Origin of the sequence: Burkholderia lata, from assembly GCF_902499335.1 — a bacterium.
GTDB lineage: Bacteria > Pseudomonadota > Gammaproteobacteria > Burkholderiales > Burkholderiaceae > Burkholderia > Burkholderia lata_B.
The window spans coordinates 401,239-415,094 of record NZ_CABVQK010000007.1 but is presented as its reverse complement, the minus strand read 5'-3'; the positions used below and the strand labels follow the sequence as shown (position 1 = coordinate 415,094).

The window sequence follows — 13,856 nt, the reverse complement described above, 5'->3', positions numbered from 1 at the left end:
TCATGTCATCGGTCAGCGCACGTTCGCGCCGACGATACCGCCTGCCGCGGCGCCCGCGACCGTGCCGAGCGGGCCGCCCGTCACCAGGTAGCCGAGCGCGCCGCCAGCGGCCGCGCCGATACCGGCATTGCGCTGCGTATGCGTCATCGCGCATGCGCCAAGTTGCGACAGGGCCGCGACGATCACGGCGGTACGAACGATAAACGTGGTCTTCTTCATCATCATTTTTGTTTCCTCCGGCCGCGCGGCAACCCGAACGGCGGCATTGAATCGGTGAAGCCATCATAGGCAACGCCAAACGGCCCGGGCAATCCGATTTACGTCGTGTTACAGCCGACACAATATCGAGATAATCGGTCGAAACCCGCCCCCGCCATGCCGCCAGCCGCGCGGGACGGACCCCGGTCAGGTAGAATCACGGGATTAAACCGGCGCGACGCGCCGACACAACCTGACGCCATCCGCATGAGCACCGAACGCAACGACGCCCCCGCGGCTTCCAATTTCATCCGCAACATCATCGACGACGACAACCGCACCGGCAAATGGAGCGGCCGCGTCGAGACGCGCTTTCCGCCCGAGCCGAACGGCTATCTGCACATCGGCCATGCCAAGAGCATCTGCCTGAACTTCAGCGTCGCGCGCGACTACGGCGGCGTGTGCCACCTGCGCTTCGACGACACGAACCCGGAAAAGGAAAGCGTCGAGTACGTCGACTCGATCGTCGACGCGGTGCGCTGGCTCGGCTTCGACTGGCGCAAGGACGCGGTCGATCACCAGTACTTCGCGAGCGACTACTACGACAAGCTGTACGAGTTCGCCGAGCTGCTGATCCAGCGCGGCAAGGCGTACGTCGACAGCCAGAGCGCCGATGAAATGCGCGCGAACCGCGGCTCGCTGACGGAAGGCGGCAAGCCGTCGCCGTTCCGCGAGCGCACGCCCGAAGAAAACCTCGACCTGTTCCGCCGCATGAAGGCCGGCGAGTTCAAGGAAGGCGAACACGTGCTGCGCGCGAAGATCGACATGGCTTCGCCGAACATGAACATGCGCGACCCGGTGATCTACCGGATCCGCTACGCGCACCACTATCGCACCGGCGACGCATGGTGCGTGTACCCGATGTACGACTACACGCACTGCATCTCGGATGCGCTCGAAGGCATCACGCATTCGCTGTGCACGCTCGAATTCGAGGATCACCGCCCGCTGTACGACTGGGTGCTGAACGAACTCGCGGAAGCCGGCAAGTTCACGCGCCCGCTGCCGCAACAGATCGAATTCTCGCGGCTGAACCTCACGTACGCGATCACCAGCAAGCGCAAGCTGCTGCAGCTCGTCACCGAAGGCCACGTCGACGGCTGGGACGACCCGCGGATGCCGACGATCGTCGGCGTGCGCCGCCGCGGCTTCACGCCGGAGAGCATCCACCTGTTCTGCGAGCGGATCGGCGTGACGAAGATCGATTCGTGGATCGACATGAGCATCTTCGAAGGCGCGCTGCGCGACGACCTCGACGACAAGGCCGCGCGCACGGTCGCCGTGCTCGATCCGCTGAAGCTCGTGATCGACAACTACCCGGAAGACCTCGAGGAAGCGTGCACGGCGCCCGTGCATCCGCACCACCCGGATCGCGGCGTGCGCACGTTCCCGATCTCGCGCGAGCTGTGGATCGAGCGCGAAGACTTCGTCGAGAACCCGCCGAAGGGCTATTTCCGCCTGTTCCCGGGCAACAAGGTGCGCCTGCGCTACGGCTACGTGATCGAGTGCACGGGCTTCGACAAGGACGCCGACGGCAACGTGACGGCCGTGCACTGCAACTACTTCCCGGACAGCAAGTCGGGCACCGAAGGCGCGAACACGTACAAGGTCAAGGGCAACATCCACTGGGTCAGCGCGAAGCATGCGCAGCCGGCCGAAGTGCGAATCTACGACCGCCTGTTCAAGGAGCCGCATCCGGACGCGGGCGGCGCGAACTTCCTCGAGGCGCTGAACCCCGATTCGAAGAAGATCGTCCAGGCGTACGTCGAGCCGGGCAATGCCGACATCGCACCGGAAACGCGCCTGCAGTTCGAGCGTCACGGCTACTTCGTCGCCGATCGTGTCGACTCGAAGCCGGGCAAGCCCGTGTTCAACCGGATCGTCGGGCTGCGCGACAGCTGGGGCAAGCCAGCGTAACGGCGTGCTTCGCGCGCGACGCGCGGCTTCGCAAGCCGCTGTCGCGTGACCATAAAAAACCGGCTCCAGGGCCGGTTTTTTGTTGCGTGCTTCGAAGCGAAGCCAGGTCACGGGGCAGCGGAAGCCGCCGCGCTCATTCACCCGCCCGTCAACCGCCGATGCAAATCCGCGAGCGGCAGCTTCGTGCGAAACAGCCGCGCGAGGCTGCGGCTCACATACGTATCGATGTCGCCGGGCATGGTCCAGCGGTACGCATCCATCTCGGGAATCATCGAGCCGTCGCGACGGCTCGGAAACATCGACGTGCACGTGCAGTGCGCGGGATCGATCTCGCCCTCGGCCACCTGCACCGCGAACAGGTGCAGATCCTTGTCGTGCCGGTACGCGAAGCGCCCGAGATCGAGCAACCGGGCCGGCGCGAACGCGATGCCGGTTTCCTCGAGCAGTTCGCGCAGCGCCGCGTCGGCCGGCGACTCGCCGGGCTCGCCCTGCCCCTTCGGGATGTCCCAGTGCGTGGTATCCGTCGCGTGCGCGAGGAACACGCGGCCGGCCGCATCGAGGATCACGACGCCGCACGACACCGTGCGCGGCGCGCCGCCCCGCTTCATCACGCGCGTGCTCAGCGTTTCTGCAGCTGCCACTTGCCCGCGCCGGTCTTGCAATAGACGGGCTTGAGCGTCATCGTCTGGCCCTTCGCGGTGATGTCGGTGGCGATTTCACGGCAGGTCTTGCCGTCCGTCTCGGTCGTGGTCGGCGTCAGCTTCGCATCGATCTGCGTGCCGCGGCCGCTGCTTTGCCACGTCGTGGTCTCGCCGTCCTTGCCTTCGTCGCGCACCTGCACGACAGCCTTGGAGAGCGACGCACGGTCGGTCTTGCTGAAGTAGCTGAGCGGCGTGTCGTTCAGGAAGTTCAGGTTGTTCTGCGCATGGGCGGGCAGCATCGCGGCAGCGCACGCGGCGCCGGCCAGCACGCGCGTGACGACGGAAAGGGATGCACGCATCGACATGTTGTTCTCCTTGGATGTTCGATCGAACGGCGCAGTGCATGCCGGCGAACCGGCACGCACACTGCGCCTGTCAGCGAGCGAGGATAGCATGCGTGCCGTCGGCGCCGCCTTCTAGTGGCCGGCCGGCGCGGCCGTTGGCTGATATCCGTCAGTCAGCGTACCCAGGAACGCGATCACGTCCTTGATCTCGGCCGCGTTCAGCGCGGGCTGTTCGCCGCGCTTGCGATCGAACGGCGCCTCGCGGTTGATGTTCGGCCAGTAGCGCTTGGGCAGGTCGTCATAGATCTGCACCTTGCCGTGCACGACCGGATAGAACTTCTCCGGATGGATGTCGCGCTCGACGTAGAAGCGCATCACGTCCTCCAGCGTGTGATACACGCCGTTGTGGAAGAACGTCTTGCGCAGCGCGACGTTGCGCAGCGACGGCGTGCGGAACAGCCCGCAGAATTCGTCGCGGCCCTTCAGGTCGGTGCGCTCGGGGCCGCACGCGCCGAGATCGTAAAAGCGCGGGTCGCGATTGACGGGCAGCGCGCGATTGCGCGGCACCGCGATCGCGATCAGCCCGAAATCGCTGAACTGCGGCGGCGTGCCGTCGAGTGCGCGCTGGCTGATGTGGCAGCTCGCGCAATTGCCCTTCTTCTCGTCGTTGAACAACTGCAGGCCGCGCAATTCGGCCGGCGTGAGCTGCGCATGGCCGGCGAGATACGCGTCGTACTTGCTCGTGTACGGCGAGAACAGTTCGGGCGTCTGCTCGAACGTCTCGAGCGCGCGCAGCACGGCCTTGAACGTGGCCGCATCGTCGTCGAGCACCTTCACGCCGAACACCGCGCGGAACTCGTCCGCATACGGCGCGGCCTTCACGGCCTGCGCCACCTTCGCAGGCGAGCTGTTCATCTCGAACGGCGACGTAAGCGGAATGCGCGCCTGCTCGGCGCCCGTGTCGACCCGGCCGTCCCACGTGAGGCCGCCCGTCGGGCCCGCATCGACGCTCTCGTCGCCTTCGTCGTCGGAATCGTGGAAGTGCTCGGTGAACTGCGGCACGCCCTGCAGGTACTTGAGCGACGGCACCGCACGAAAACCGGGGCGCTTCATGTCGTCGCCGCCGAACTGCACGGCCAGCGCGTTGGGTGGGCCGAATGCGTGATCGGGGCTGTGGCACGACGCGCATGCGAGCTTGCCGGAACCTGACAGCGTAGGGTCGAAGAAAAGTTGCTTGCCGAGCGCCGTCATCCGGCGCACGCCTTCGTAAACTTGTGCCCGCGTCTGCGGCTGGTTCGTCTCGACCACCGCGCCGCTGGCGGCAACCGTTGCGGACGCAACCACATTGGCGGCGCCCGGCGCACTCGCGGCACTCGCGGACTGCCCGGGCGGCGCCCCCGCCCCCGGCTGTCCGTCACAGCCGGCAAGGGTTACAAGCGTGGTGGCCAGCGCGAGCGCGCCGGTCAGGTGCAGCCACGAACGCGCGAACGCGCCGGCTGTCGGTTGGCGAGGCTTCATCGATTCGTCGGAAAGTGGGTTCAGGAGCGGCCGGAGTTTATGTCAGCCGCATGACCGTTACATGACGCCTCGTCGACAGGTAATCGAAAGGACGCCTACACCCGCCTGTCAAATCGCACCCTCAAAATGCTTTCGGCCGGACATGCCACGGTCACCTCGCGAACCGGCGGTACAAGAATGCGCCGGTTCCCCACGCGACAAGAGAGAAATAGAGAGTACAACGGATGAAAAACCACGCCTGGATTCGCTTTACACCGATCGCCGTTGCCGCGGCCGCCGCCCTCACCGCCTGTGGCGGCGACGACGTGCAGCAGCAAGGCCTGTCGACGGTGAAGAACGTCGTCGTGATCTACGCGGAAAACCGCAGCTTCGACAACCTGTACGGCAACTTCCCGGGCGCGAACGGCCTGCAGAACGTGACTGCGGCCAGCGCGCAGCAGAAGGACCGCAACGGCCAGCCGCTCGCGACGCTGCCGAAGGTCTGGGGCGGCCTGACCGCGAAGGGCGTCACGCCGGCCGTGACCGAGGCGATGACGGCGAACCTGCCGAACGCACCGTTCGCGATCGACGACCCGAACGGCTTCAACACGTCGATGAGCGTGACGACGCGCGACCTGTATCACCGCTTCTACGAGAACCAGATGCAGATCAACGGCGGCAAGAACGACATGTTCGCCGCGTGGGCCGACTCGGGCGGCCTCGTGATGGGCCACTACACGGCCGACGCGACGAAACTGCCGCTGTGGAAGATCGCGCAGCAGTTCACGCTCGCCGACAACTTCTTCATGGGCGCGTTCGGCGGCTCGTTCCTGAACCACCAGTACCTGATCTGCGCGTGCGCGCCGTTCTACGCGAACGCGGACAAGAGCCCGGCAGCCGGTTCGATCTCGGCCGTCGCGGCCGACGGCAAGTCGCTGCAGCTCGCGAGCAACTCGCCGGCATCCGCACTCGACGGCATTCCGAAGTTCGTGAACTCGGGCAACCTGACGCCGGACTTCTACGCGATCAACACGATGCAGCCGCCGTACCAGCCGAGCGGCAACAAGGCGGCATCGGGCGGCGACCCGAACCTCGCCGATCCGTCGGCCGCATCGACGCTGCCGCCGCAATCGCAACAGAACATCGGCGACCTGCTGACCGGCGCGGGCGTGTCGTGGGCATGGTACGGCGGCGCGTGGAACCAAGCGCTGCAAGCCGCACAGAGCGGCACGGCGAACGTGATCTACGGCCCGAACATGACGGCGCCGAACTTCCAGCCGCACCACCAGCCGTTCAATTACTACGCGAACCAGGCACCGGGCAGCGCGAGCCGCGCGCAGCACTTGCTCGACGGCGGCACCGACGGCAGCGAGTTCATCAAGGCGATCGACGCGGGCACGCTGCCGCAGGTCTCGTTCTACAAGCCGCAGGGCAACCTGAACGAACACGCGGGCTACACCGACGTCGCGAGCGGCGACCAGCACATCGCGAACCTGCTCGCCCACCTGCAGGCGAGCCCGCAGTGGAAGAACATGGTCGTGGTCGTCACGTACGACGAAAACGGCGGCTTCTGGGATCACGTGTCGCCGCCGAAGGGCGATCGCTGGGGCCCGGGCACGCGGATTCCGGCACTCATCGTGTCGCCGTTCTCGAAGAAGGGTTTCGTCGACCACACGCAGTACGACACCGCGTCGATCCTGCGCTTCATCACGCGCCGCTTCTCGCTGCCGCGTCTGACGGGCCTGCAACAGCGCGACGACGCGCTCAAGGCGAACGGCGGCCAGCCGATGGGCGACCTGACGAACGCGCTCGCACTGTCGCCGAACCTGTAACGGCAGAGCAATGCACCGGCCGGCGCGACGCCGGCCGCATGCGACAAAGGGCGGCTTCGGCCGCCCTTTGTCATTGCACACACGCGAACGCAAGCACGTACGCGCCGCGTCACCCGCCGTACTTCAGCCCGGCGCCATCGAGTGCGATGGCCAGAATCATCGCGCGTGCATTCGGCGGCGTCGGCCGACCACTCGGGCGGAACACGTCGTCCCCGCACGCGATCCGCGCGCCCGACAGCACGCAGACACCGGCCTGCCGTGCGCGCCCGGGTTTCCAGTGCTGCTCGCCGAAGTGCGCACGCCCCGGTTCGACCCAGCGTACGACCAGCAACTGCGCCGAACGCTCGAGCACCTGTACGTGCGGGCGGACCGTCGACGCACGCGGACGGCCGAGCGCCGCCGCCAGGATCATCGCATTCGGTTCGAACGGCGCCCGCCCGCGCGGGCTGAAGACGGCGTCGCCGCAGACGATCTTCTCGCCGGACAGCGCGCAGTGGCCCGAGCGGAGCGCGCGCCCGGGTGTCCAGCGCTGTTCCACACCGCCCGGCCGAAGCCAGCGCACGATCAGCATCTCGTCCGAAAAAGCGAGCACCTGCACGCGCGCATTCATTCGACACCACGCATCGAGCATCCATTCGCCGGCGGACGCGCCGCGGCACGCGTGCTACCACCCATACTTCAGCTCGACCCCGACATAGTCGGCGTTGTGCCCGCCCGCCTGGCGGATCGCATCGCCGACCTGGAAATGCACGGCCTCGATCGCACCGATCAGGTTCGCCGCGATCGTCCAGTCCGCCCGCAGTTGCACGTACATCCCCGTCCACAATCCGCCCTTGCCCGCCGTGCCCGGCACCACCGCGTTGCCCTGCTGGTAGACCGCATCGCCGGTCGTCTCGCGCCACTGGAACCCGAGCGCACCGAGCAGCGACAGGTTCGGCGACGGCTTCAGCGTCACCGACGGCTTCACGTGGATCAGGTTCGAATACCCGGTGAAGCCGGCGAGCGTGAAGTAATAGCCGTTCGGAAACAGCGGGTTGAAGGTTCCGACACGCCCGTCGTGCGGATGCCGGTCGCCCGACGCCGCGTCGACCTGCAGCGCGACGCGCGGCGACCACGGCGCGTCGAGCCGGTAGCCGGCGATCGAGCCGACCGCCCACGCGCGGATCGTGCTGCTGCCGACCGTCCCCGTCTGCAGCATCGTTTCGAGATCCCAGTCGAAGCGGCCGTGCGTACCGGTATAACGCAGGTCCCACACGTCGCGACGCTCCGCGCCGCTCGCATCGAGAAAGCGCGCGTTGCTGCGGTTGTAGCGCGACCAGTAGCCCGACAGGTCGCCGGGCCCCACCGACTGCCGTTCGAAGCGCACACCGCTGAACGTGAGGTCGCGGTTCGACACGTCGTCGAACGTGGACGCGGCGCGGTTCTGCACCGGCTGCGTCGCATACGCGATGAAGCGCCACTTCCCGTATTCGTAGTCGGCCCACACCGCATCGAACGCCTGCCGCACGTTCGGGCCGTCGCGCGCGGCGATGAAGCGCTGCAGGTCGAACGCCATCTCCTGCCGGCCGACGCGGAACTTGAACGTGCCGCCGCCGAGCGCACCCGTGTAGGTCGCGAATGCCTGCTCGAGATCGAGCGGATTCTTGTCGACCGGCGAGATCGTGTTCTTGCCGAATGCGCGGTCGTCCTGCAACTGCACGAAGAACTGCCAGTGCTGGCCGAGATGCGCATCGGCATGCACTTCGACGCGCTGGATCAGGTACGTGTCCGATTGCGCGGAACCGATGCCGAACAGCGGCGCGTCGTTGGTCTCGAGACGCTCGCGCAGGTTCACGCCGAGCGACAGATAGGATGCCGGATCGTTGCCGAGCGGAATGTACTTCAAGCCGTCGAGCGGTGCGCGTGGCACGCACGGATTCGCGAGCTCCGACCAGTCTTCCTGCCAGCGGTTGAACAGCACGGCCGGCCGCTTGGCCGTGCACGTCGATGCGGTGCCGTCCGCGGCCGGCGACGAGGCCGGCAACGTTTCGGCGAACGCGGCGCCGCGCCCGGCGAACAGCAGCCCGGCGACGACGGACGCGCGCGCGGCACGATCGAAGCAGCGGCTGCGATGCGTCCGTTCCCGCTGCCGGCTCATGCGCGCTCCTTCGCCACGGCACCCGCGGATTGCGCCGCGCACAGCGCGAGCACCGCAAGCGCGCAAACCGGCGCGAGCAACGCCAGGAAACCGACGGACCGGAACCCGAGTGCCCCGCACGCCGCGCCGAGCGCGAACGCGACGATCGCCGGCAGCATCTTCGCGAAACGCGCGCGCGCCGCCGTGCGCACGCTGTCGGCCGTGCCGGCGGACAGCATGTCGACGACGTCGAGGATCGCCTGCGTGACGTTGCCGGTCATCACCGTGTTCGGCACACCCGCACGCGGAATCACGCGCGGATGCGCGTTCTGCACGCCCATCGCGAACGTGCCGACGATGCCGGCCACGAGCGCCGGCAAGCTGTCGGGATGCGTGACGGGCGTCGCCCACACGCCGGCCGCGCAGAAGCCGAGCAGCAGCACGGCCTGCACCGTATGCAGCGCGCGCGTGCCCTGCCACGCCGGCCGCCCCGACATCGACCGTGCGATCAGGCTGCTCGCGATCACGCCGCACACGAATGCGGGAAACACGCTGAGCTTCAGCACGACACCCTGGCCGAAGCCCGCGATGCCCGCGCCGATCAGCACGAAGTTGCCCGTCACGTGCGCGGTGAACAGCCCGAACAGCGCGACGAAGCTCAGCGTATCGACGAAGCCGGCCACCGCCGCAAGGATCGTATCCTCGTGCTTCATCGCGCCGCGCTCGCGTGGATCTCGGCGACGTAGCCGCCCGGGAACTGCACGAGCGCCGCGTCGCGGCCGTCCGACGTGAACGGCGGTACGAGCACGGTCACACCCGCGGCCTGCGCCTTCTTCAGCGTCGCGGCGAGATCGGGCACTTCGTAGCCGGTCATTTCATGCCCGTACGGATACGGCAGGTGGCCGTCGGTCACGAGCACGGTCATCTTTCCGAAGCCCGATTCGATGCGGATGCGGCGGTACGTCTCGTTCGGCCGGCCGATCTCGATGCCCGGCGCCTTGAGGGTGTCGGACACCACCTTGCCGTTCGAGAACTTCACGAAATCGTGCACCAGCTTGCGCACGCTTTCCGGCGACACGTACACGCGGTTCTCCGGCACCGTCTCCAGCGCGTCGTAGTGCGGCGCTTCGGTATGCCAGTAGAGCTGCATGTTCAGCCCGCCGGCCCAGCGGATGACCGCGTCGCGGCCGATCGGATCGGGGAACGTGTCGACGATCACGTCCGCGCCGTGCGCGCGTGCCGTCTTCATCGCGACGTCCATGTCGGTGACGAGATAGCCGGTACGCTCCGAGCAGAACGGATACGGGATCGGCGTCTTGAAGCCGAACACCGAGACCGTGCCGACCGGCGTGAGCACGAGCTGCGACATCGTCTGGCTCGGCGTCGGCGTGACCTGGAACACGCCCTGCTTCGACTTCTTGCCGCCGAAGGTCGCGACGAAGCTGTCGGTGAAGCGGTCGAAGTCTTCCGGCGCCACGCACACGTGCGTCGTGTCGTACTGCGGCCCGACGGCCAGTACCGGCACCGGCGCGGTCGGGACCGGCGGTTTCGCGAACGACACCGGCGCCGCGACGCAGCCGGCCGCGATCGTCAGCGCGCACAGTGCGGAACGAATGGTTTTCATGATCAGGTTTCCTTGTTGTGTCATCGAATGGTGCAACCGGTCACGCGCGGCTGTCGTCGTCCACGCGCTTCGCATCGGCGAGCAGGGTCGCGAGCACGAGTGCGGCGATCAGCCCGAGATGCTCGAAAAAGCTGTTGAGCGCCATGAAATGCTCGGCGCCCGTGCGGTTCCAGAAATCGTTGGCCACGGCCATCGCGACCAGCGTCAGCATGCCGAGGCTGCCGGCGCCGAGCCACGTGAAGCGGCCCAGTACGATGCACAGCGAGCCGGCGATCTCGACCGCGATCGCCAGCACCGCCCAAAGCGCGGCCGGCTCCAGCCCGAAATGCGACTGCTCCGCGATCGCGCCGTTGAAATCCAGCGCCTTCGCGACACCGCCGATCAGGTACGCGGACACCAGCGCCAGGCGCGCGAGCGGCAGGACCCACGGCTGCGCGAGCAGCGCGCGGACCCACGCCGGGTTACCGGCGCCGCGGCGAGTGGTCGGGGTCGCCATGTCAGACCGCCCAGCACGAACAGCCGAACGCGCCCCAGAAGCCCTTTGCATCCGATGTCGGCAACGCGCGGCCCCACGCGTTCGCGTGTGCATGGCCGTGCAGGCCGCACGCACTTGCGCAACCGCATTGCGCGGCGGCCGCCGCGGCCCGCTGCAGCGGCGCGCCGTTGCGCTGCGTCGCGCCCCAGCCGCCGTAACCGCCGTACTCGCGTACCGGCGACCAATCGGGCATCGCCGGCGGAATCGGCGCATCATGCGACGCGAACGGCCCCGCCCCCCACACGATCCGGCCGCCGACCACCGTCAGCAATGCGGTCGTATCGACGATATCGTCCTCCGCGCACGTGAAGAAATCGCGATCCGGGACCATCAGGTCGGCGAGCTGACCGACCGCGATACGCCCTTTCTTCCCTTCCTCGTTCGAGAACCACGTCACGTACTCGGTCCACATGCGCAGCGCGGTCTCGCGATCGAGCAGGTTGCGCTGCGGATACATCCGCAGGCCGCCGACCGTCTTGCCCGACACGAGCCACGCGAGCGACACCCACGGGTTGTACGACGCCACCCGCGTCGCGTCGGTGCCGGCAGAGACCTTGATCCCCTTGTCGAGCATCTTCGCGACCGGCGGTGTCGCCTCGGCCGCCTGCGCGCCGTAGCGCTCGACGAAGTACTCGCCCTGGTACGCCATCCGGTGCTGCACCGCGATACCGCCACCGAGCGCCGCGATCCGGTCCATCGATTTCTCGGAGACCGTTTCCGCGTGATCGAAGAACCAGTTCAGCCCTTCAAGCGGGATATCTGCGTTGACCTTCTCGAACACGTCGAGCGCGCGGCTGATCGTTTCGTCGTAGGTCGCATGCATGCGCCACGGCCAGCGGTTCTGCGCGAGCACGCGCACGACGCCTTCGAGATCGTCTTCCATCTGCGCCGGCAGGTCCGGGCGCGCGACGCGGAAATCCTCGAAATCGGCCGCCGAAAACACCAGCATCTCGCCGGCACCGTTGTGGCGGAAATAGTCGGTGCCGTCGTGATACTTGACGCTCTTCGTCCAGTTCACGAAGTCTTCCTTCTCTGCATTCGGCTTCTGCGTGAACAGGTTGTACGCGATGCGGATCGTCATCTCGCCCGAGTCGTGCAGCTTGCGGATCACCTCGTAATCGTCGGGGTAATTCTGCGAGCCGCCGCCTGCGTCGATCACGCCTGTCACGCCAAGACGATTGAGTTCGCGCATGAAGTGGCGCGTCGAGTTGTACTGATACTCGAACGGCAGCTTCGGGCCTTTTGCGAGCGTCGCGTAGAGGATCGTCGCGTTCGGGTTCGCGAGCAGCAGGCCGGTCGGGTTGCCCGCGGCGTCGCGCAGGATCGTGCCGCCCGGCGGCTCGGGCGTGTCCTTCGTGTAGCCCACCACCCGCAGCGCGGCCGCGTTCAGCAGCGCGCGGTCGTACAGGTGCAGGATGAACACGGGCGTATCGGGTGCGGCCGCATTGAGTTCGTCGATCGTCGGCAGACGCTTCTCGACGAACTGGTGTTCGGTGAAGCCTCCGACCACGCGCACCCATTGCGGCGCAGGCGTGATCGCGACCTGGTGCTTCAGCATCTCCATCGCGACCGCGAGCGAACGCACGCCATCCCAGCGCAGCTCGAGGTTGTAGTTCAGGCCGCCGCGAATCACGTGCGTGTGGTTGTCGATCAGGCCCGGCAGCACGGTGCGGCAGTCGAGATCGACGACCTTCGTCGCGCGGCCCGCGAGCGGCACGATGTCCGCGTCGGCGCCGACCGCGACGAAGCGGCCGCCCTTGATCGCCACGGCGGTGGCAACAGGGTTCGCACGATCGAGCGTCGTGATGCGCCCGTTGTGCAGGATGAGATCGGGTTGAGTAGCGGTTGCGCTCATGAAGTGTCCTCGATGCGGTCAGAAGCCGAGCCAGTGACGGACCGGCGCGATGGCCTGGGCGCCGATCAGCATGCCGGCCAGGCCGACCAGCGCGATCAGCGGCGGTGCCGGCGAACGCACCTTGATCACGCTGTACACGACGCCGATCAACACGCCGGCGCCCAACGAAAGTAGATAAGATTCCATAACGATTTTTCTCCCGGCCGGATTAGAATCACCTGCATCGCACGCCCGCCTTCGCGGTGCGCCGCATCCGTTTCGCTTCCCTGCCATTCATCCCGACCATGCAACACCTTCCTGATCTCGAAGCCTGGGCCATCTTCGCGCGCGTCGCGGAGACCGGTTCGTTCGCGAAAGCCGCCGACCTGCTCGGCGTAACGCAGCCGACCGTGTCGAAGGCCATCGCGCGCCTCGAAAAGCGCCTCGGCGCGATGCTGCTGTACCGCACGTCGCGCAAGCTGTCGCTCACGCCGACCGGCGAACTGCTGCGCGACCGCGCGATCCGCCTGCTCGCCGATGCCGAACTGATCGAGAGCGAAGCGTCCGCGCAGGCGCTCGAGCCGCACGGCCTCGTGCGCGTGAATGCGCCGATGTCGTTCGGGCTGCGCCATCTGTCGCCGGTGCTGCCCGCGTTTCTCGAACGCTATCCGCGCGTCGACATCGACCTCGTGCTCACCGATCACATCGTCGACATCGTGTCCGGCGGCTTCGACGTCGCGATCCGCATTGCCGAGCTCAGCGATTCGTCGCTGCGCTCGCGCCGGCTCTGCGCGGTGCGCCGGCCGCTCGTCGCGTCGCCCGCGTACCTCGACCGGCGCGGCCGCCCCACGCACCCGCGCGACATCGAACAGCACGTGTGCCTCACCTACACGAACCTGCCGACGCCCGAACACTGGCGCTTCCGCCATCCGGCATCGGGCGACGAAGTCGGCGTATCCGTGCACGGCCGCATCCGCACCAACAACGCGGACGTGATCGTCCCCGCGCTCATCGCCGGTCACGGCCTCGCCCTTCAGCCCGAGTTCCTGGTGTGGGAAGCGATGCAGAGCGGCGAGCTCGAGGAAGTGATGTCCGACTGGAAGATCGCCGACATCAACGTCAACCTCGTCACGCCGCCCGGCATGCTGCGCGCCGCGCGCGTGACGGTGCTGCTCGATTTCCTCGCGGAACACTTCTCTCACGCGCCGTGGGCGCTGCCCGTGGCCTGAACCCGCAACGGCCGGCGACAGCGGATCGC

General features: G+C 67.2%; 14 protein-coding genes. 3 read left to right on the top strand and 11 right to left on the bottom strand.

Annotated elements, in window-relative coordinates; all coding sequences use genetic code 11:
• Positions 1 to 12: 12 nt before the first annotated feature.
• The gene (locus BCO18175_RS19930) at positions 13 to 222 is read right to left on the bottom strand and encodes an ornithine acetyltransferase (RefSeq protein WP_011351716.1); all 210 of its coding nucleotides are present in this window, start codon (positions 220 to 222) and stop codon (positions 13 to 15) included.
• Positions 223 to 465: 243 nt separating this feature from the next.
• Here BCO18175_RS19930 and BCO18175_RS19925 point away from each other — a divergent pair, with 243 nt between their 5' ends.
• Positions 466 to 2,175 carry a glutamine--tRNA ligase/YqeY domain fusion protein gene (locus BCO18175_RS19925; RefSeq protein ID WP_174912855.1) on the top strand — a complete coding sequence of 570 codons (1,710 nt, stop codon included), beginning with the start codon at positions 466 to 468 and terminating at the stop codon, positions 2,173 to 2,175.
• A 137-nt stretch (positions 2,176 to 2,312) separates the two neighbouring features.
• On the opposite strand, the gene BCO18175_RS19920 is transcribed toward BCO18175_RS19925, so the two are convergent.
• The 3 genes from BCO18175_RS19920 to BCO18175_RS19910 form a co-directional block, all read right to left on the bottom strand.
• Positions 2,313 to 2,783 (bottom strand): NUDIX hydrolase, encoded by a 471-nt coding sequence (locus tag BCO18175_RS19920; RefSeq protein ID WP_174983471.1) that lies wholly within the window; start codon positions 2,781 to 2,783, stop codon positions 2,313 to 2,315.
• Positions 2,784 to 2,794: 11 nt separating this feature from the next.
• Positions 2,795 to 3,181, bottom strand: coding sequence for a hypothetical protein (locus BCO18175_RS19915; RefSeq protein WP_174983387.1), 387 nt, complete (start codon positions 3,179 to 3,181; stop codon positions 2,795 to 2,797).
• A 111-nt stretch (positions 3,182 to 3,292) separates the two neighbouring features.
• Positions 3,293 to 4,678, bottom strand: coding sequence for a cytochrome-c peroxidase (locus tag BCO18175_RS19910; RefSeq protein ID WP_174983385.1), 1,386 nt, complete (start codon positions 4,676 to 4,678; stop codon positions 3,293 to 3,295).
• Positions 4,679 to 4,902: 224 nt separating this feature from the next.
• Here BCO18175_RS19910 and BCO18175_RS19905 point away from each other — a divergent pair, with 224 nt between their 5' ends.
• Entirely contained in the window at positions 4,903 to 6,489 is a 1,587-nt protein-coding gene (locus BCO18175_RS19905) for an acid phosphatase (RefSeq protein WP_174983383.1), read from the top strand.
• A 109-nt stretch (positions 6,490 to 6,598) separates the two neighbouring features.
• Here BCO18175_RS19905 and BCO18175_RS41120 read toward each other — a convergent pair whose 3' ends face one another.
• From BCO18175_RS41120 to BCO18175_RS19870, 7 genes are read right to left on the bottom strand one after another with little or no spacing between them, the layout of a single operon-like run.
• Complete coding sequence (locus tag BCO18175_RS41120) at positions 6,599 to 7,099, bottom strand: DUF3331 domain-containing protein (RefSeq protein ID WP_174983381.1); 501 nt, start codon at positions 7,097 to 7,099, stop codon at positions 6,599 to 6,601.
• Between the two features lie 54 nt (positions 7,100 to 7,153).
• Positions 7,154 to 8,626, bottom strand: coding sequence for an alginate export family protein (locus BCO18175_RS19895; protein ID WP_174983380.1), 1,473 nt, complete (start codon positions 8,624 to 8,626; stop codon positions 7,154 to 7,156).
• Positions 8,623 to 9,318 (bottom strand): YoaK family protein, encoded by a 696-nt coding sequence (locus BCO18175_RS19890; protein WP_174983378.1) that lies wholly within the window; start codon positions 9,316 to 9,318, stop codon positions 8,623 to 8,625. Before BCO18175_RS19890 ends, BCO18175_RS19895 begins: the two co-directional genes overlap by 4 nt.
• Positions 9,315 to 10,229: a VOC family protein gene (locus tag BCO18175_RS19885; protein ID WP_174983376.1), complete on the bottom strand. Its 915-nt coding sequence runs from the start codon at positions 10,227 to 10,229 to the stop codon at positions 9,315 to 9,317. Before BCO18175_RS19885 ends, BCO18175_RS19890 begins: the two co-directional genes overlap by 4 nt.
• Before the next feature lie 40 nt (positions 10,230 to 10,269).
• Positions 10,270 to 10,725: a DoxX family protein gene (locus BCO18175_RS19880; protein ID WP_174983374.1), complete on the bottom strand. Its 456-nt coding sequence runs from the start codon at positions 10,723 to 10,725 to the stop codon at positions 10,270 to 10,272.
• 1 nt (position 10,726) lies between these two features.
• The gene (locus tag BCO18175_RS19875) at positions 10,727 to 12,619 is read right to left on the bottom strand and encodes an amidohydrolase (protein WP_174983372.1); all 1,893 of its coding nucleotides are present in this window, start codon (positions 12,617 to 12,619) and stop codon (positions 10,727 to 10,729) included.
• An 18-nt stretch (positions 12,620 to 12,637) separates the two neighbouring features.
• Complete coding sequence (locus BCO18175_RS19870) at positions 12,638 to 12,805, bottom strand: DUF1427 family protein (protein ID WP_043182444.1); 168 nt, start codon at positions 12,803 to 12,805, stop codon at positions 12,638 to 12,640.
• 98 nt (positions 12,806 to 12,903) lie between these two features.
• Between BCO18175_RS19870 and BCO18175_RS19865 the strand changes: the two genes are divergently transcribed.
• Positions 12,904 to 13,827, top strand: coding sequence for a LysR family transcriptional regulator (locus BCO18175_RS19865; RefSeq protein WP_174972505.1), 924 nt, complete (start codon positions 12,904 to 12,906; stop codon positions 13,825 to 13,827).
• Positions 13,828 to 13,856: the final 29 nt, after the last annotated feature.

Bases quoted from the DNA above. Each gene is read 5' to 3' on its own strand.
- BCO18175_RS19930 (WP_011351716.1), bottom strand. From the start codon at position 222: ATGATGAAGAAGACCACGTTTATCGTTCGTACCGCCGTGATCGTCGCG.
- BCO18175_RS19925 (WP_174912855.1), top strand. From the start codon at position 466: ATGAGCACCGAACGCAACGACGCCCCCGCGGCTTCCAATTTCATCCGC.
- BCO18175_RS19920 (WP_174983471.1), bottom strand. From the start codon at position 2,783: ATGAAGCGGGGCGGCGCGCCGCGCACGGTGTCGTGCGGCGTCGTGATC.
- BCO18175_RS19915 (WP_174983387.1), bottom strand. From the start codon at position 3,181: ATGTCGATGCGTGCATCCCTTTCCGTCGTCACGCGCGTGCTGGCCGGC.
- BCO18175_RS19910 (WP_174983385.1), bottom strand. From the start codon at position 4,678: ATGAAGCCTCGCCAACCGACAGCCGGCGCGTTCGCGCGTTCGTGGCTG.
- BCO18175_RS19905 (WP_174983383.1), top strand. From the start codon at position 4,903: ATGAAAAACCACGCCTGGATTCGCTTTACACCGATCGCCGTTGCCGCG.
- BCO18175_RS41120 (WP_174983381.1), bottom strand. From the start codon at position 7,099: ATGAATGCGCGCGTGCAGGTGCTCGCTTTTTCGGACGAGATGCTGATC.
- BCO18175_RS19895 (WP_174983380.1), bottom strand. From the start codon at position 8,626: ATGAGCCGGCAGCGGGAACGGACGCATCGCAGCCGCTGCTTCGATCGT.
- BCO18175_RS19890 (WP_174983378.1), bottom strand. From the start codon at position 9,318: ATGAAGCACGAGGATACGATCCTTGCGGCGGTGGCCGGCTTCGTCGAT.
- BCO18175_RS19885 (WP_174983376.1), bottom strand. From the start codon at position 10,229: ATGAAAACCATTCGTTCCGCACTGTGCGCGCTGACGATCGCGGCCGGC.
- BCO18175_RS19880 (WP_174983374.1), bottom strand. From the start codon at position 10,725: ATGGCGACCCCGACCACTCGCCGCGGCGCCGGTAACCCGGCGTGGGTC.
- BCO18175_RS19875 (WP_174983372.1), bottom strand. From the start codon at position 12,619: ATGAGCGCAACCGCTACTCAACCCGATCTCATCCTGCACAACGGGCGC.
- BCO18175_RS19870 (WP_043182444.1), bottom strand. From the start codon at position 12,805: ATGGAATCTTATCTACTTTCGTTGGGCGCCGGCGTGTTGATCGGCGTC.
- BCO18175_RS19865 (WP_174972505.1), top strand. From the start codon at position 12,904: ATGCAACACCTTCCTGATCTCGAAGCCTGGGCCATCTTCGCGCGCGTC.